Source organism: Streptomyces sp. BJ20 (genome assembly GCF_022869105.1).
Lineage (GTDB): Bacteria > Actinomycetota > Actinomycetes > Streptomycetales > Streptomycetaceae > Streptomyces > Streptomyces griseoincarnatus.
Genome location: NZ_CP094918.1, coordinates 5710720 through 5724884 on the forward strand (window position 1 = coordinate 5710720; position 14165 = coordinate 5724884).

The window sequence follows — 14165 nt, forward strand, 5'->3', positions numbered from 1 at the left end:
ACGGCGGGCCCCGGTGGTCCCGGGGACGCCTCAGGTCCCCGGGATGAGGCCGTCGTCGGTGAGGAGGCCGCGGACCTCCTCGAGGGTGGCTTCGGGGGACGGGAGGATGAGGTCGGACGGCTCCAGGGAGTCGTCCGGCAGCGGCTCGCCCAGCTCGTGCACCTTGTCGAGCAGCGCCTGGAGCGTGGCGCGGAAGCCGGGCCCGTCGCCGTTCTCCATCTCGGCGAGCAGTTCCTCGTCCAGCTTGTTCAGCTCGGGCAGCCGGCTCTCGTCCAGTGTCAGCTGCCCCTCCCCCATGATCCGTACGATCATGTCGCCCTCCTCGGCGCGGGCTACTGCTTGTCGAAGCGCGGGGTGTCCTGCGGCTGCTGCTGGGTCTGCGGCTGCGCCTGGCCCTGGCCGCCCTCGAGTGCCTGCCGGTCGCCGGAGGTGCCCCCGGCCAGCTCGGCCTTCATCCGCTGCAGTTCGAGCTCCACGTCCGTGCCGCCGGAGAGGCGGTCCAGCTCGGCCTGGATGTCGTCCTTGTGCATGCCGGACTGGTCGTCGAGGGCGCCGGAGGCGAGCAGCTCGTCGATCGCGCCGGCCCGCGCCTGGAGCTGGGCGGTCTTGTCCTCGGCCCGCTGGATGGCCAGGCCGACGTCGCCCATCTCCTCGGAGATGCCGGAGAAGGCCTCGCCGATCCGGGTCTGCGCCTGGGCGGCGGTGTAGGTGGCCTTGATGGTCTCCTTCTTGGTGCGGAAGGCGTCCACCTTGGCCTGGAGGCGCTGCGCGGCCAGCGTCAGCTTCTCCTCCTCGCCCTGGAGCGTGGCGTGCTGCGTCTCCAGGTCGGTCACCTGCTGCTGGAGCGCGGCGCGGCGGGACAGGGCCTCGCGGGCCAGGTCCTCACGGCCCAGCGCGAGCGCCTTGCGGCCCTGGTCCTCCAGCTTCGACGACTGGGACTGGAGCTGGTTGAGCTGGAGCTCCAGGCGCTTGCGGCTGGTCGCCACGTCGGCGACGCCCCTGCGGACCTTCTGGAGCAGCTCCAGCTGCTTCTGGTACGAGTAATCGAGGGTCTCGCGCGGGTCCTCGGCCCGGTCAAGGGCCTTGTTCGCCTTCGCGCGGAAGATCATCCCCATACGCTTCATGACACCGCTCATGGGCTTCGCGCGCCCCCTTCTGACGGACTCCAGCTCCAGTGACTGCCTCAGAACCCACAGTACGGGCCCTGCATCCATTACCGCACTGTTCGGGGACGGATGCGCTCATCCCCAAGGACGACTGAGTACCCTCCTGATCCGGCGTAGGGAGTAGGTGGCTCCCGGGGTGGCGGCCGACGGTCGGCCCCGGAGGCCCCCGCTACGTCCCCATCTGTCCTAGGAGAGACGTCCGGTGTTGCCGGATCGTTCCCCGCAAGGCTGTGGTCCAACCCCGGCCACCCCGTACCCTTGGGTTTTGTGTTCCGTAGCCGTGCCAAGGAAGAGAAGGCACCGGGCGCCGACAAGGCGACCGTGACCGACTCCCATCAGCCCCGTCACCCCGAGGCCCCCAAGGGCCGCCCCACACCCAAGCGCAGCGTGGCCCAGTCGCAGCGCCGCAGCGTGGCCAACACGACGATGTCGCGCAAGGAGGCCGCCAAGCGTCAGCGCGAGGAGCGCCGTGCCGCACTGGAGCGTCAGCGTCAGGCGCTGGCCAGCGGCGACGAGCGGTACCTGCCCGCGCGCGACAAGGGTCCCGTGCGCCGGTTCGCCCGCGACTTCGTGGACTCGCGTTTCCACATCGCGGAGTGGTTCCTGCCGATGGCCGTGGTCATCCTCGTGCTGAGCATGGTCCAGGTCGCACAGCTGCAGAACATCGCGCTGCTGCTGTGGCTGGTCGTCATCGTGATGATCGTGCTCGACTCGGTCGTGACGGGCGTCCGTCTGAAGAAGTCGCTCGCCGAGCGCTTCCCCGACGAGAACCGGCGCGGCGCGGTGGCCTACGCGCTGATGCGCACCCTCCAGATGCGCCGGCTGCGGCTGCCCAAGCCCCAGGTGAAGCGCGGGGAGCGGCCCTGAGCACCACCCCGTTCACGCACGGTACGACGGCGCCGGGTCCGCTGGGCGGGCCCGGCCGTCTGCGTGACGTCGTCCGTGAGGAGCTGGTGGCCCGCCAGCTCGAGGAGCAGATAGTCGCGCGCTTCCCGGTGGGGAAGCGGCTGCGGGTGCTCGACGTGGGCATGGGCCGGGGCGTGCAGGCGCTGCGGCTGGCCCGGGCCGGCCATCAGGTGACGGGCGTCGAGCAGGACGCCGCGTCGATCTCGGCGGCCCGGGAGGCGTTCGCCGAGGAGCCCGAGGGCATCCGGGAGCGGATGCGGATCATCGAGGGGCAGGCCGGGGACACCGGTGTGCACTTCCTGCCGGGCAGTTTCGACGTCGTGCTCTGTCATGGCGTGCTCATGGACGACGTGGAGGAGCCGGACGCGCTGCTCGCGGGGGTGGCGCGGATGCTGGCGCCCGGGGGGATGCTGTCGCTGCTCGTGCGCAACGGCGACGCGGCGGCGATGCGGGCGGGTCTGTCCGGCGACTGGGCGGGGGCGCTGGCGGCGTTCTGCCCGCCGACGACGTCGTACGGGCTGAAGCGGCTGACGTCGACGCTCGCGGGGATCGGGGCGCCGCTGCACACCTGGTACGGCGTACGGGTCTTCACGGACACGGCGGCGGACGACGCGGTGCTGCCGGACGACCTGGACGCCGTGCTGGCGGTCGAGGACCGGGCCGGGCGGACGGACCCGTACCGGGGGGTCGCGGCGCTGCTGCACCTGTGCGGGGTCCGGGGCTGAGGGTTCAGCCCCGGAGAGCGCCGGCCGCGGGGACCCCGGTCCCGGTGCCACCGGCCCCCGCGCCGTCAGCTCAGGCGCCTTCGCCGGCGCTCCCGCTCTCCGCCGCCGCGGCCTCGTCCGCGTGCAGGCTCATCGGGCCGTAGATCTCGGTGTCGTCCTCCAGCAGGCGCACCTGGTCGGCGCCGCCCTCCAGGAGTGCCTTCCAGTTCTCCCCGATCCAGGACTCGGCGTCCCCCTGCGTGGTGAACTCCTCCGGCGCCACCGCGGGCTCGACCTGCGTCCCGTCGGCCTTCTCGAACCGCCACGTCCATGCCGCCATGTACGCCTCCCAAGCGTGTGAGCTCACTGCACAGCAGAAGCCGGATCTTGGTCCGGCTCCCGACCAAGAGCGTAGTCGGACGGGCATCGGCTGTGGGGAAAGGTGAGAATCGGGGCGTGGAACTGACTCTGCTCGGCACCGGCGCCCCGGCGGGACTGCCCCGCCCCGACTGTCCCTGCGCGGCGTGCGCGTGCGCGCTCGGACCGGACGCGCGGGCGGCGACCTCGCTGCTGGTGGACGGCGCGCTGCTGCTCGACCTGACCCCCGGCGCGGCCTTCGCGGCGGCCCGTGCGGGGCGTTCGCTGGGCGGGGTGCGCCAGGTGCTGCTGTCGCACCCGCACGACGGGCCCGCGGTGGAGGTGCCGGCCGGGCTGCCGCAGCCGGGGCGGGTGCCGGACGGGCGTGAGCTGGCACTGCTGACGGGGCATCGGGTGCGGGCGGTGGCGCTGGACGCACCCGGCACCGGGTACGCGGTGACCGGCCCCGACGGGCAGCGGCTGCTGTACCTGCCGCCGGGCGGCGCCCCGGCCGGTCTGGAGGCGCCCGTCGAGCCGTACGCGATGGTGGTGCTGGACGTCGTGGGCCGCCCGGACGCGCTGGCGCGGCTGCGGGAGACGGGCGCGGTGGTGCCGACCACGGATGTGATCGCCGTGCACCTGGACCACGACGTCCCGCCCGGCCCCGAGGTACGGCGCAGGCTCGCGGCGGCGGGGGCGAGGGCCGTGCCGGACGGGACGACGCTGGAGGTCGGCGCGTACGAGGACGTGCCCGACGTGCCGCGCCGCACGCTGGTGCTGGGCGGGGCGCGGTCGGGGAAGTCGGTGGAGGCCGAACGGCGCCTGGAGTCCTTCCCCGAGGTGCTGTACGTGGCGACCGGAGGCTCGCGCAACGGCGACACGGAGTGGGCGGCGCGGGTGTCCGCGCACCAGGAGCGGCGGCCGGGGTCCTGGCGGACCGTGGAGACCTGCGACCTGGTGCCCCTGCTCAAGGAGGACGGACCGCCGCTCCTCGTCGACTGCCTCTCGCTGTGGCTGACGGACGCGATGGACGTGGTGGGCGCCTGGGACGACGCGGAGTGGGCGGACGGCGGCGAGCGCGCCCTCCGTGACCGCGTGCGGGCCCTCACGGACGCGGTCCGCGAGACCGGCCGCACGGTGGTCGCGGTCTCCAACGAGGTCGGCTCCGGCATCGTCCCGGCCACCGCGTCGGGCCGCCGCTACCGCGACGAACTGGGCCGCCTGAACGCGGCGTTCGCGGCGGAGTGCGAGCAGGTGCTGCTGGTGGTGGCGGGTCAGGCGCTGGTGCTGCGGGGCTGAGCCGGCGGCGGGCCGTCGGCCCTGACGCCCAACGGCTCGCCGACACCCGGCAGCGCTCTGCCGGAGCCCGCGGCTGCGGGCTCGCGCCCCGGGTGATCGGCACGGCTCGTCGACGCGCTCGGGCCGCGAAGCGACGACCGGGGTGACCGGGCCGGCCCAGGCCGCCGGGCGACCGGGCGACGGGCTGTCGCGGCAGCGAGGGGCGCTCCCGGTTGCCGCGGCTCGCTCCCGCCGCGTCCGCCCGCGGTCGGCCGTGCCGTGGCCCGCCGCCGCCCGCGAGCAAGGCCTCCGCACCGCCCGGCGGAACACCGACCACAACAACGGGCAGGGCACCCCACACAGGCCCTCGCCGAGTCCGACGCACGGGCCACGGCTACCCTCCCGGCGTGTACGCGCGTGACCGGCCGGGAGTCGTTGCCTCGCCGCCGCCCGCGAGCGAGGCCTCCGCACCGCCCGGGGAACACCGACCACAACGGCGGGCAGGGCGCCCCACACAGGGCTTTTGCGCATGACCGGCACGCGTGGGTCGTGCGCGGCTCGGGGGGCGAGGCGATCGGGGGCTTCGGGGCCGTTGGAGGCGGCGTGACGCCCGGGCGTCACCGTTTCGGTTTGCGGGCGATCAGGCGGTAGCTGTTGGCGAGCGGCGTGTGGCGGGCCAGGGGGGACAGGGCCAGGTCCACCGCCGCCGCCGCGACGACCAGAGGGGTGCCCGCGTGGAGGAGGGCCGTGCGCAGGCGCTGCTCGGCCGGGGAGGGCGGGATCGCCCGCCAGGGGGTGTCCGGGGCGGGCAGGGCGTGGGAGAGGGCGAGGGCGGCGAGGCCCGCCAGGTCGTGCGGGACGTGGGCGGCGCGGTGGCCGGCGGCGACGATCTCGCAGCCCCGCGCCCCGAGTTCCTCGCGGAGGTTGCGCCGGGGCAGCAGGTGCAGCCGGCGAGGCTGGTCGTAGGGCAGCCACCAGCGGCCGAACAGGGCGGCGTACGCGCAGTGGGGGTCGAGCGTCTCGATCAGCAGATGTCCGCCGGGGCGCAGGGCGTCGAGGGCGGCGTGGAGTTCGGCGCGCGGGTCGGTGGTGCGCTCCAGATGGTGCAGCAGGCTGACCACGTCGTAGCGGCCGGCCAGCCGGGCCAGCACCCCGGGGTCGGTGAGCGGCCCCACGTGCGCCTCCTCGATCCGGCCGAGCTCGCGCGCCCGTTCGACATGCGGGCCGAGGTCGGTGCCGTCGAAGGCGGTGTAGGGGAAGAACTCCCGCGCGGTGTCCGGGAATCGGGCCAGCCCCGTGCCGACGTCCAGCCAGCTCTCCGGTTCGCCGTACGGCAGCATCGCGCGGGCCGTGGCGCGGCGGCGGTGGCGTGCGGCGTGCAGGGCGAGGACCCGTTCCGTGGCGGGGTCGCGGGGGGCGCCGCGCACCGCCCGCCGGTAGAAGGCCAGGCCTTCGGGGGTGAGCCGGGGGTTCTGGAACGTGTGGCGGCAGTCCCGGCACTGGTCGACGGTGAACAGCCCGGGCCGGTGCCGGCGCAGGTCCCCCGTTCTCAGCCGGGTGCGCAGCCGCGCGGAGCCGCACCAGGGGCAGTCGGGGCGGCGCGGTTCGTGCACGCGGGCGGAGCCGTGCGGGGCGGGGAACGCGGTGTCGGGGGCGGTGGCGGACATGGGCGGCTCCCGGCGTGAGGGCGTACGGCACGCGGGTGGCGCGACGTGCGGGGACGGTCGGGGACGGACGGAGGGATCTCCGGCATTCCCGAGCAAAACGTTACGTACGGGAGGCCCTCACGGGGCGGATCACCGCCGGGGCGGCGTGGTGGGGGTGAGGGCGCGAACGCGGGGACGACCGGCGCTCCGGGGTGTTCGACGGGGGCCGGTACTGTTCGGCGAATGAGCTCGCTTAATCTCGACGACTTCACCGATCTGATCGAGCGTCCGGACGGCGGGGTGCGCCGCGACGCGGAGGAGCACCGGGCCCGTCTGGTGGTGCCGCCCGGGTCGCTGGGCCGCCTGGACGACCTGGGCGAGTGGCTGGCCGCGGCGCAGTCCTCGGTGCCGGTGCGGCCGGTGGAGCGGCCGCGGGTGGTGCTCTTCGCGGGCGACCACGGGATCGCCGGGCGGGAGGTCTCCGCGCGTCCGGCGGGCACCGCCGTGGAGCTGGTGCGGGACGTGCTGGAGGGCGGCCGTCCGGTCTCGGTGCTGGCGCGCCGGCTGGACGTGCCGGTGCGCGTGGTCGACATGGCGCTGGACTGCGACCCGGCGTCACTGCCCGAGGACGTCGTACGCCATCGGGTGCGGCGCGGCAGCGGGAGCATCGACGTCGAGGACGCGCTGACCCTGGAGGAGGCCGAGGCGGCGTTCCGCGCGGGGATGGCCGTGGCGGACGAGGAGGCCGACTCCGGCACGGACCTGGTGGTGCTGGGCGACGTCAGCGTCGGCGGCACGACCGCGGCGGGCACGCTGGTCGCCGCGCTGTGCGGGACGGACGCGTCGGTGGTGACCGGTCGCGGCGGCCTGCCGATCGACGACCTGGCGTGGATGCGCAAGTGCGCGGCGATCCGGGACGCGTTGCGCCGGGCGCGGCCGGTGCTGGGGGATCAGCTGCGGCTGCTGGCGACGGTGGGCGGGGCGGACCTGACCGCGATGACGGGGTTCCTGCTGCAGAGCGCGGTGCGGAAGGTGCCGGTGCTGCTGGACGGGGTGGTGACGGCGGCGTGCGCGCTGGTGGCGCAGCGGGTGGCGTTCCGCGCGCCGGACTGGTGGCTGGCCTCGCACGCGAGCGGGGAGCCGGGGCAGGCGAAGGCGCTGGACCGGATGGCGCTCGAGCCGGTGCTGCCGCAGGGGGTCGCGGTGGGGGAAGGCGCGGGGGCGTTGCTGGCCTTGCCGTTGGTGCAGGCGGCGGCGGCGCTGGCCGCGGAGTTGCCGGTCCGGCGGGAACTCGTCAAGGACGCGTGAGGCTGACGCCCTGAAGGGGCGCGGGGCGCCCTTCCGGACGCGGGGGATGAACGCCCTTCAGGGGCGCGGGGAACGGCGCGAACGGGAGTGGACTCACGGCGCGATGAAACCGAGGGAGGGACCGTCACCCCCTCGGGGGCTTCCCCCCCCGGACCCCCTTCGCGCAGCGCCCCGCGCCCTTGAAGGGTGATGACCCTCCCCGCGTTTCCAGGGGTGGGCGGGTTTCGCCGCCGTTCGCGCGGTTCCCCGCGCCCCTAGGGGCGTTCCGGAGGCCGGGGCGGGTCCGGTCTGCCGCCCAGCCAGTCCTGGACCGCCCGGGTCGGGCGGGACCACCGGCGGTCGTGGCGGTAGGCCCGCAGCAGCGCCTTCGCCCGCGCCCGAGGCCGGCGGCGGTAGAAGCGTCTGGCCCACGGCGACCCCGGCCGGGCCAGCCGCAGGGAGCCGACGAGCGCCACCACCGGGACGATCACCCCGAAGACCGCGAGCCGCACCTTCCCCTTGCTCAGCGCGAGCAGCGCGAAGCCGAAGTTCGCCGCGACACCGGTCAGCGCGCCCGCCCGGTTCTGGAGTTCCTGCTGGGAGAGGTCGTTGACGCCGAACGGCGCGAACCCGGCCAGCAGCAGCACCACCAGCGCCGCGGTCAGCACCACCATCTCCACGCTCTTGCGTCCGGCCTCGGACCAGTACACGTCGTCGAGATGCAGGATCAGCGCGAACTCGTCCAGGACGAGCCCCGCGCCGACACCGAACAGCACCGCGCTGAGGTACGGGCCGAAGCCGTGCCCACCGCTCGCCACCGCGCCGAAGCCGCCGACGACGGTGAGGATGACGCCGGGCACCACGTGGTGGATGTGCACCGAGCCGGCGGTGACGTTGCCGAAGGGGCCTTTGCCGGCCCGGATCAGGCGGGTGATGCTCCGCGTGACCACGAAGGTGACGACGAACGCGGTCAGGGCGAGGAGCAGCGGGAGCTTGCCCGGCTCGACGATGTTCCGCTCCAGCCACTGTCCCATATGCGTACTTTATTCACGGCCCCACCCGGCGCCCTGGTGACCGCCGGGTAATCTGCGCCGGTGCCCGAGCCCTCCCCCGCGTCCCCCGCGCCCTCCGCCTCCCCCGCCGACGGCCTCCGCTTCGCCTTCGGCACCCTCACCGTGCTCCCGGCCGGGCTGACCCGCTGGGACCGTCCGGCCGCGCGGGCGGGCATGCTCTGCGCGCCCGTGGTGGGTCTGGTGGTGGGGGTGCTCGCCGCCGCGACGGGTCTGATGCTGCTGGCCCTCGGGGCGGGGGCACCGCTCGCCGCCGTGGCCTCCGTCGCCGTGCCGGCCGCGCTGACGCGGGGGCTGCACCTGGACGGGCTGGCCGACACCGCGGACGGCCTGGGCAGCGGGAAGCCCGCCGAGGACGCGCTGCGGATCATGAAGCAGTCGGACGTCGGACCGTTCGGGGTCCTCACGCTGGTGCTCGTGCTGCTGGCGCAGGTGGCCGCGCTGGCGCAGGCGTACGGCGGTTCCTGGGCGCGGGGCGCGCTGGCCGTCGTGGTGTCGGCGGTCGCGGCGCGGGTCGCCCTCACCCTGGCCGCACGCACCGGTGTGCCGGCCGCCCGGCCGGAAGGGCTGGGCGCGGCGGTCGCGGGCGTGGTGCCGGTGCGGGGCGCGGCGGCCGTCGCGCTCCTCGTGGCCGCGCTGCTCGCGGGCGCGGGCGCGGCGCTGGGGGCGTACGACGCGGTGCGCGCCGGGCTGGCGGTGGTGGCGGCGGCCGGGGCGGCCGAACTGCTGCTGCGGCGCTGTGTGCGGCGGTTCGGCGGGGTGACCGGTGACGTCTTCGGCGGGGTCGCGGAGACGGCGGCGACGACCGCGCTCGTCGTCATGTCACTGGGCTGAAACGATCTCCGCGACCCCCTGGGGGCCCGTCCGCCCCGCCACTGACCTGTGGGGGCGGATCAGCAGAAGAACGGGGGACGCCGATGTCGGCATTTCGTCGTGCCACGGCCTGGTCGGTCGACTTCGCGCTGGTGGTGGCGCTGGCCTCGCTGCTGGCGGTGCTCACCTTCAACCGGATGTCCGCGCTGGTGACCGACGTGCCCGAACTGGCCGCGCGCGGCGGCTTCGACCTGCTCACCTCGCGCGGGGACGTGCTGGACGCGTCCGCCGGTCTCGGCACGTCGCTGTGGGACAGGTCGGTGGGGTACGTGCAGCAGGCGTTCGGGCTGCTGGTCGTCGCCGCCTTCCTCTACCAGTGGGCGTGCCTCGCCCTCGCCGGGCGGACCGCCGGCAAGGCCCTGACGGGGCTGAAGGTCATGCCGCGCACGCCCCGCCGGGCGGCGCTGCGCGCGGCGGTGACCACGGCCACCGACGTCGCCGTGTACGCGGTGGCGTGCGTGCTGCTGGTCGAGGGCGAGATCGTGCTGTCGGTGCTGGTGTGGCTGGTCGCGGTGGCGCTGTTCCTGCTGAACGCGCTGCCGGTGCTGGGCGGACGGCGGCGTTCCCTCGCCGACCGGGTCGCCGGGACCTCGGTGGAGTCGGTGGAGCTCAGCAGGTCCGCCGCCACGCGTCGAGTGGGTACCTCTTGAGCAGCGAGCTCAGCCCGAGCCGGCGGGAGTCGGCGCAGAAGCGGGCGGTGGGCAGCTCGTACTCGGCGTGGAAGACGGCCTTGCCCGCCTCCACGAACGGGGTGAGCCGCTCGCACTCGCCGTACTGGGCGCACTGCTCGTTGACCGCGAAGTCGAAGTCGCCGACCAGCTCCGGGATCTGGTCCAGGTCGTTCTTCAGGCCGACCGCCATGCCGCGTTCGTGCGCCAGCCGGGCGATCAGCTTGTTGTAACGGAGCTGGTCGCCGGCCGTCAGCGGGAAGCCGGTGCGGTTGCGGTAGCCGTCCATGTTGTCCGGCTCGACCGCGTCGAAGCCCTTGTCGCGGCACATGTCGAGGCGTTCGGCCATCAGCGGTTCCAGGACGTCGGTGCGGCGGATGTCGAGCCAGCGCTCGCCCTCCCAGCCGTTGCCCCGGCCGATCACCGACCTGGGGAAGTCGTCCGCGTCCGGGCGGAAGTCCTCCCAGGCGCCGGTGGACAGGTAGCAGACGACCTTGCGGCCGTCACGGTGCAGCGCGTCGACGGTCTCCTTCGAGTGGTGGAAGCCGTCGATGTCGTACACGGGGACGTCGACGGAGGTGTCCAGGCGGCCGGTGAGCTGCCACTGCCAGTCCAGACCGGGCCGCGGCCGCCACCACTCCCCCGCCCGCTCCGGCGACGGCTCCGCGTCCGTGCCGCCGGAACTCGTGGAACACCCCGTCAGCACCAGGGCCAGCAGGACGACAAGCACGCACGCTCTTCTCACGGGACGCTCCCCCACCTCATGGCCGCCGTACCCCTGCGGCACGACGGCACCCCCATGATCGCGCGGGCATCCCCGGGCCGTCGCGGGGCACCCGCCGCGCCGGGACGTGCGTGCACCGCCCATGAGTGCGGGCGCACACGCGCGTAGGCTCGGGGCCGAGTGTTCGCCGCACCGGGGGCGCCCCCGCCGGGATCGCACCCGGACGTCACGATTAGGGTCGGCTGCCGGGCCCGGTCGACCCACACCCTTCGGCCACTGAAACTTCACATCGGAAGCGAGAATTCACCACCGTGACTGCTCTGACTCTCAGCACCGCCGCGGTCGCCGGCCTGCGCGCCGACGCGATCGTGATCGGTGTCGCCAAGGGCTCCGCGTCCAAGCCCGGAGGACCCGTCGTCGCTCCGGGCGCCGAGGCCGTGGTCCAGGCGTACGACGGCAACCTGGCCGGTGTCCTGGAGACCCTCGGCGCGTCCGGTGCCGAGGGCGAGGTGACCAAGCTCCCCGCGCCGGCCGGCTTCAAGGCCCCGCTCGTTCTCGCGGTGGGCCTCGGCGCCCAGCCCCAGAAGGACTCCGGCTACGACGCCGAGGCGCTGCGCAGGGCGGCCGGCGCCGCCGCCCGCGCCCTCTCCGGCACGAAGAAGGCCGCGTTCGCGCTGCCCCTGACGGACCCCGCCGACGCCGGCGCGGTCGCCGAGGGCGTGCTGCTCGGCGCGTACTCCTTCGACGCCTACAAGGACCAGGGCGACGCGAAGAACGGCAAGGCCCCGCTCGCCGAGGCCGCGCTGCTCGGCGGCAAGCCCCGCGACAAGGCGTACAAGGCGGCCGTCGAGCGCGCCGTCGCCGTGTCCGAGGAGCTCAACCGCGCCCGCGACCTGATCAACACCCCGCCCAACGACCTCAACCCCGAGGCGTTCGCCGCGGTCGCGCAGGCCGCGGCCAAGGAGCACGGCATCAAGGTGCAGGTGCTCGACGAGAAGGCCCTCGTCAAGGGCGGCTACGGCGGCATCCTCGGCGTCGGCGCCGGCTCGGCGTCCGGCCCGCGCCTGGTGAAGCTGTCGTACACCTCGTCGAAGGCGAAGAAGCACCTCGCGCTGGTCGGCAAGGGCATCACCTACGACTCGGGCGGCATCTCGCTGAAGCCGGCCGGCCACAACGAGACGATGAAGTGCGACATGAGCGGCGCCGCCGCCGTGTTCGCCGCGGTCGTCGCCGCCGCGCGCCTGGGCCTGGAGGTCAACGTCACCGGCTGGCTCGCGCTCGCCGAGAACATGCCGTCCGGCTCGGCGACCCGCCCGGGCGACGTGCTGCGCATGTACAGCGGCAAGACCGTCGAGGTGCTCAACACCGACGCCGAGGGCCGGCTGGTCCTGGCGGACGCGCTGTGGGCGGCCTCGCAGGAGAAGCCGGACGCCATCGTGGACGTGGCGACCCTGACCGGCGCCATGGTGCTCGCGCTGGGCAGCCGCACCTTCGGCATCATGGCCAACGACGACGACTTCCGCGCCGTGGTGCGGGAGGCCGCCGAGGAGGCGGGCGAGCCGGCGTGGCCGATGCCGCTGCCGGAGCACCTGCGCAAGGGCATGGAGTCGTCGACGGCCGACATCGCCAACATGGGCGAGCGGATGGGCGGCGGCCTGGTCGCCGGTCTGTTCCTGCGCGAGTTCGTCGGCGAGGGCATCACCTGGGCCCACCTCGACATCGCGGGCCCCGCCTTCAACGAGGGCGGCCCCTTCGGCTACACCCCCAAGGGCGGCACCGGTTCCGCGGTGCGCACCCTGGTGCGGCTCGCGGAGCGGGCCGCCGCGGGCGAGCTGAGCTGACACGTCCTCGGGTGACGGGCCTCGTACGCGGGTGCGACGGGGCCCCGTCACCGGGGAGTGGGACGTCTCACACCACGGCCCGGCGTCTCGTACGGCCCCGACAAGTGCGAGGATAGGGCTCGGCAGGACAGGGCCCCACACAAGGGCCGAGAACATAGAGCGGCCGGACACCAGCCGCCGACCGGTCACTGGAGACCGGCGTGGCGCACATGCATGGAGGACGTGACGTGGCGAACGACGCCAGCACCGTTTTCGACCTAGTGATCCTCGGCGGTGGCAGCGGTGGGTACGCCGCGGCCCTGCGCGGGGCTCAGCTGGGCCTGGACGTCGCCCTGATCGAGAAGGGCAAGGTCGGCGGTACCTGCCTGCACAACGGATGCATCCCCACCAAGGCCCTGCTGCACGCGGGTGAGATCGCCGACCAGGCTCGCGAGAGCGAGCAGTTCGGTGTGAAGGCCACCTTCGAGGGCATCGACATCGCGGCCGTCCACAAGTACAAGGACGACGTGATCGCCGGCCTGTACAAGGGGCTTCAGGGGCTGATCGCCTCCCGCAAGATCACCTACATCGAGGGCGAGGGCCGGCTGTCCTCCCCCACCTCCGTCGACGTGAACGGCCAGCGCGTCCAGGGCCGCCACGTCCTGCTGGCGACCGGCTCCGTGCCGAAGTCGCTGCCGGGCCTGGAGATCGACGGCGACCGGATCATCTCCTCCGACCACGCCCTGGTCCTGGACCGCGTGCCCAAGTCCGCGATCGTCCTGGGCGGCGGCGTCATCGGGGTCGAGTTCGCGTCCGCGTGGAAGTCCTTCGGCACCGACGTCACGGTCATCGAGGGCATGAAGCACCTCGTCCCGGTCGAGGACGAGAACAGCTCCAAGCTGCTCGAGCGCGCGTTCCGCAAGCGCGGCATCAAGTTCAACCTGGGCACCTTCTTCGAGAAGGCCGAGTACACCCAGGACGGCGTCAAGGTCACCCTGGCGGACGGCAAGACGTTCGAGGCCGAGGTCCTGCTCGTCGCCGTCGGCCGCGGCCCGGTCTCCCAGGGCCTGGGCTACGAGGAGGCCGGGGTCGCCATGGACCGCGGCTACGTCCTGGTCGACGAGTACATGCGCACCAACGTGCCCACCGTCTCCGCCGTCGGCGACCTCGTCCCGACCCTCCAGCTCGCGCACGTCGGCTTCGCCGAGGGCATCCTGGTGGCGGAGCGGCTGGCCGGTCTCAAGACCGTCCCGATCGACTACGACGGCGTCCCGCGGGTGACGTACTGCCACCCCGAGGTCGCCTCCGTCGGCATCACCGAGGCCAAGGCCAAGGAGATCTACGGCGCGGACAAGGTCGTCGCCCTGAAGTACAACCTCGCGGGCAACGGCAGGAGCAAGATCCTGAAGACCGCGGGCGAGATCAAGCTCGTCCAGGTCAAGGACGGTGCGGTGGTCGGCGTCCACATGGTCGGCGACCGTATGGGCGAGCAGGTCGGCGAGGCGCAGCTGATCTACAACTGGGAGGCGCTGCCGGCCGAGGTGGCCCAGCTGGTGCACGCCCACCCGACGCAGAACGAGGCGCTCGGCGAGGCCCACCTGGCCCTGGCCGGCAAGCCCCTGCACTCCCACGACTGACGCCCTCAGTCACCGGGCGCGACGACACA

General features: G+C 74.0%; 14 protein-coding genes. 8 read left to right on the forward strand and 6 right to left on the reverse strand.

The features are described from left to right. Positions 1-30 precede the first annotated feature (30 nt). Together MTR79_RS25805 and MTR79_RS25810 are read right to left on the reverse strand one after the other, a co-directional pair. Positions 31-312 carry a hypothetical protein gene (locus tag MTR79_RS25805; RefSeq protein ID WP_086702316.1) on the reverse strand — a complete coding sequence of 94 codons (282 nt, stop codon included), beginning with the start codon at positions 310-312 and terminating at the stop codon, positions 31-33. Positions 313-332: 20 nt separating this feature from the next. Next, a complete protein-coding gene (locus MTR79_RS25810; RefSeq protein WP_019522025.1) occupies positions 333-1124 on the reverse strand; it encodes a PspA/IM30 family protein in 792 nt (263 codons plus the stop codon). A 309-nt stretch (positions 1125-1433) separates the two neighbouring features. Between MTR79_RS25810 and MTR79_RS25815 the strand changes: the two genes are divergently transcribed. After that, positions 1434-2033, forward strand: a complete 600-nt coding sequence (locus MTR79_RS25815) for a DUF3043 domain-containing protein (protein WP_048456757.1) — start codon at positions 1434-1436, stop codon at positions 2031-2033. 86 nt (positions 2034-2119) lie between these two features. Further along, complete coding sequence (locus MTR79_RS25820) at positions 2120-2797, forward strand: methyltransferase domain-containing protein (protein ID WP_189365158.1); 678 nt, start codon at positions 2120-2122, stop codon at positions 2795-2797. Between the two features lie 70 nt (positions 2798-2867). Here the strand turns inward: MTR79_RS25820 and MTR79_RS25825 are convergent, their stop codons facing one another. Next, a complete protein-coding gene (locus tag MTR79_RS25825) occupies positions 2868-3116 on the reverse strand; it encodes a hypothetical protein (RefSeq protein ID WP_048456755.1) in 249 nt (82 codons plus the stop codon). A 116-nt stretch (positions 3117-3232) separates the two neighbouring features. On the opposite strand from MTR79_RS25825, the gene MTR79_RS25830 reads away from it, so the two are divergent. Continuing rightward, positions 3233-4432 carry a bifunctional adenosylcobinamide kinase/adenosylcobinamide-phosphate guanylyltransferase gene (locus MTR79_RS25830; protein ID WP_086702313.1) on the forward strand — a complete coding sequence of 400 codons (1200 nt, stop codon included), beginning with the start codon at positions 3233-3235 and terminating at the stop codon, positions 4430-4432. A gap of 596 nt (positions 4433-5028) precedes the next feature. On the opposite strand, the gene MTR79_RS25835 is transcribed toward MTR79_RS25830, so the two are convergent. Then, positions 5029-6078 carry a class I SAM-dependent methyltransferase gene (locus tag MTR79_RS25835; RefSeq protein ID WP_048456753.1) on the reverse strand — a complete coding sequence of 350 codons (1050 nt, stop codon included), beginning with the start codon at positions 6076-6078 and terminating at the stop codon, positions 5029-5031. A gap of 222 nt (positions 6079-6300) precedes the next feature. Here MTR79_RS25835 and cobT point away from each other — a divergent pair, with 222 nt between their 5' ends. Next, complete coding sequence (gene cobT, locus MTR79_RS25840) at positions 6301-7365, forward strand: nicotinate-nucleotide--dimethylbenzimidazole phosphoribosyltransferase (protein ID WP_189365043.1); 1065 nt, start codon at positions 6301-6303, stop codon at positions 7363-7365. A 254-nt stretch (positions 7366-7619) separates the two neighbouring features. Here cobT and MTR79_RS25845 read toward each other — a convergent pair whose 3' ends face one another. Next, positions 7620-8378 carry a hypothetical protein gene (locus MTR79_RS25845; protein ID WP_244792054.1) on the reverse strand — a complete coding sequence of 253 codons (759 nt, stop codon included), beginning with the start codon at positions 8376-8378 and terminating at the stop codon, positions 7620-7622. Positions 8379-8438: 60 nt separating this feature from the next. On the opposite strand from MTR79_RS25845, the gene MTR79_RS25850 reads away from it, so the two are divergent. Together MTR79_RS25850 and MTR79_RS25855 are read left to right on the forward strand one after the other, a co-directional pair. Further along, positions 8439-9248 (forward strand): adenosylcobinamide-GDP ribazoletransferase, encoded by an 810-nt coding sequence (locus tag MTR79_RS25850; RefSeq protein ID WP_244792055.1) that lies wholly within the window; start codon positions 8439-8441, stop codon positions 9246-9248. 83 nt (positions 9249-9331) lie between these two features. Then, positions 9332-9937 carry an RDD family protein gene (locus MTR79_RS25855; protein WP_189365046.1) on the forward strand — a complete coding sequence of 202 codons (606 nt, stop codon included), beginning with the start codon at positions 9332-9334 and terminating at the stop codon, positions 9935-9937. Here the strand turns inward: MTR79_RS25855 and MTR79_RS25860 are convergent. After that, positions 9897-10685 carry an endo alpha-1,4 polygalactosaminidase gene (locus MTR79_RS25860; protein WP_238695831.1) on the reverse strand — a complete coding sequence of 263 codons (789 nt, stop codon included), beginning with the start codon at positions 10683-10685 and terminating at the stop codon, positions 9897-9899. The two genes, MTR79_RS25855 and MTR79_RS25860, sit on opposite strands and share 41 nt — an antisense overlap. A gap of 305 nt (positions 10686-10990) precedes the next feature. Between MTR79_RS25860 and MTR79_RS25865 the strand changes: the two genes are divergently transcribed. Then, positions 10991-12520, forward strand: coding sequence for a leucyl aminopeptidase (locus MTR79_RS25865; RefSeq protein ID WP_244792056.1), 1530 nt, complete (start codon positions 10991-10993; stop codon positions 12518-12520). A 227-nt stretch (positions 12521-12747) separates the two neighbouring features. Then, entirely contained in the window at positions 12748-14136 is a 1389-nt protein-coding gene (gene lpdA, locus MTR79_RS25870; protein ID WP_244792057.1) for a dihydrolipoyl dehydrogenase, read from the forward strand. The last annotated feature ends 29 nt before the right edge of the window (positions 14137-14165 follow it).

Excerpts from the sequence above, each read along its gene's own strand:
- MTR79_RS25805 (WP_086702316.1), bottom strand. The coding sequence starts at position 312 with ATGATCGTACGGATCATGGGGGAGGGGCAGCTGACACTGGACGAGAGC.
- MTR79_RS25810 (WP_019522025.1), bottom strand. The coding sequence starts at position 1,124 with ATGAAGCGTATGGGGATGATCTTCCGCGCGAAGGCGAACAAGGCCCTT.
- MTR79_RS25825 (WP_048456755.1), bottom strand. The coding sequence starts at position 3,116 with ATGGCGGCATGGACGTGGCGGTTCGAGAAGGCCGACGGGACGCAGGTC.
- MTR79_RS25835 (WP_048456753.1), bottom strand. The coding sequence starts at position 6,078 with ATGTCCGCCACCGCCCCCGACACCGCGTTCCCCGCCCCGCACGGCTCC.
- cobT (WP_189365043.1), top strand. The coding sequence starts at position 6,301 with ATGAGCTCGCTTAATCTCGACGACTTCACCGATCTGATCGAGCGTCCG.
- MTR79_RS25845 (WP_244792054.1), bottom strand. The coding sequence starts at position 8,378 with ATGGGACAGTGGCTGGAGCGGAACATCGTCGAGCCGGGCAAGCTCCCG.
- MTR79_RS25855 (WP_189365046.1), top strand. The coding sequence starts at position 9,332 with ATGTCGGCATTTCGTCGTGCCACGGCCTGGTCGGTCGACTTCGCGCTG.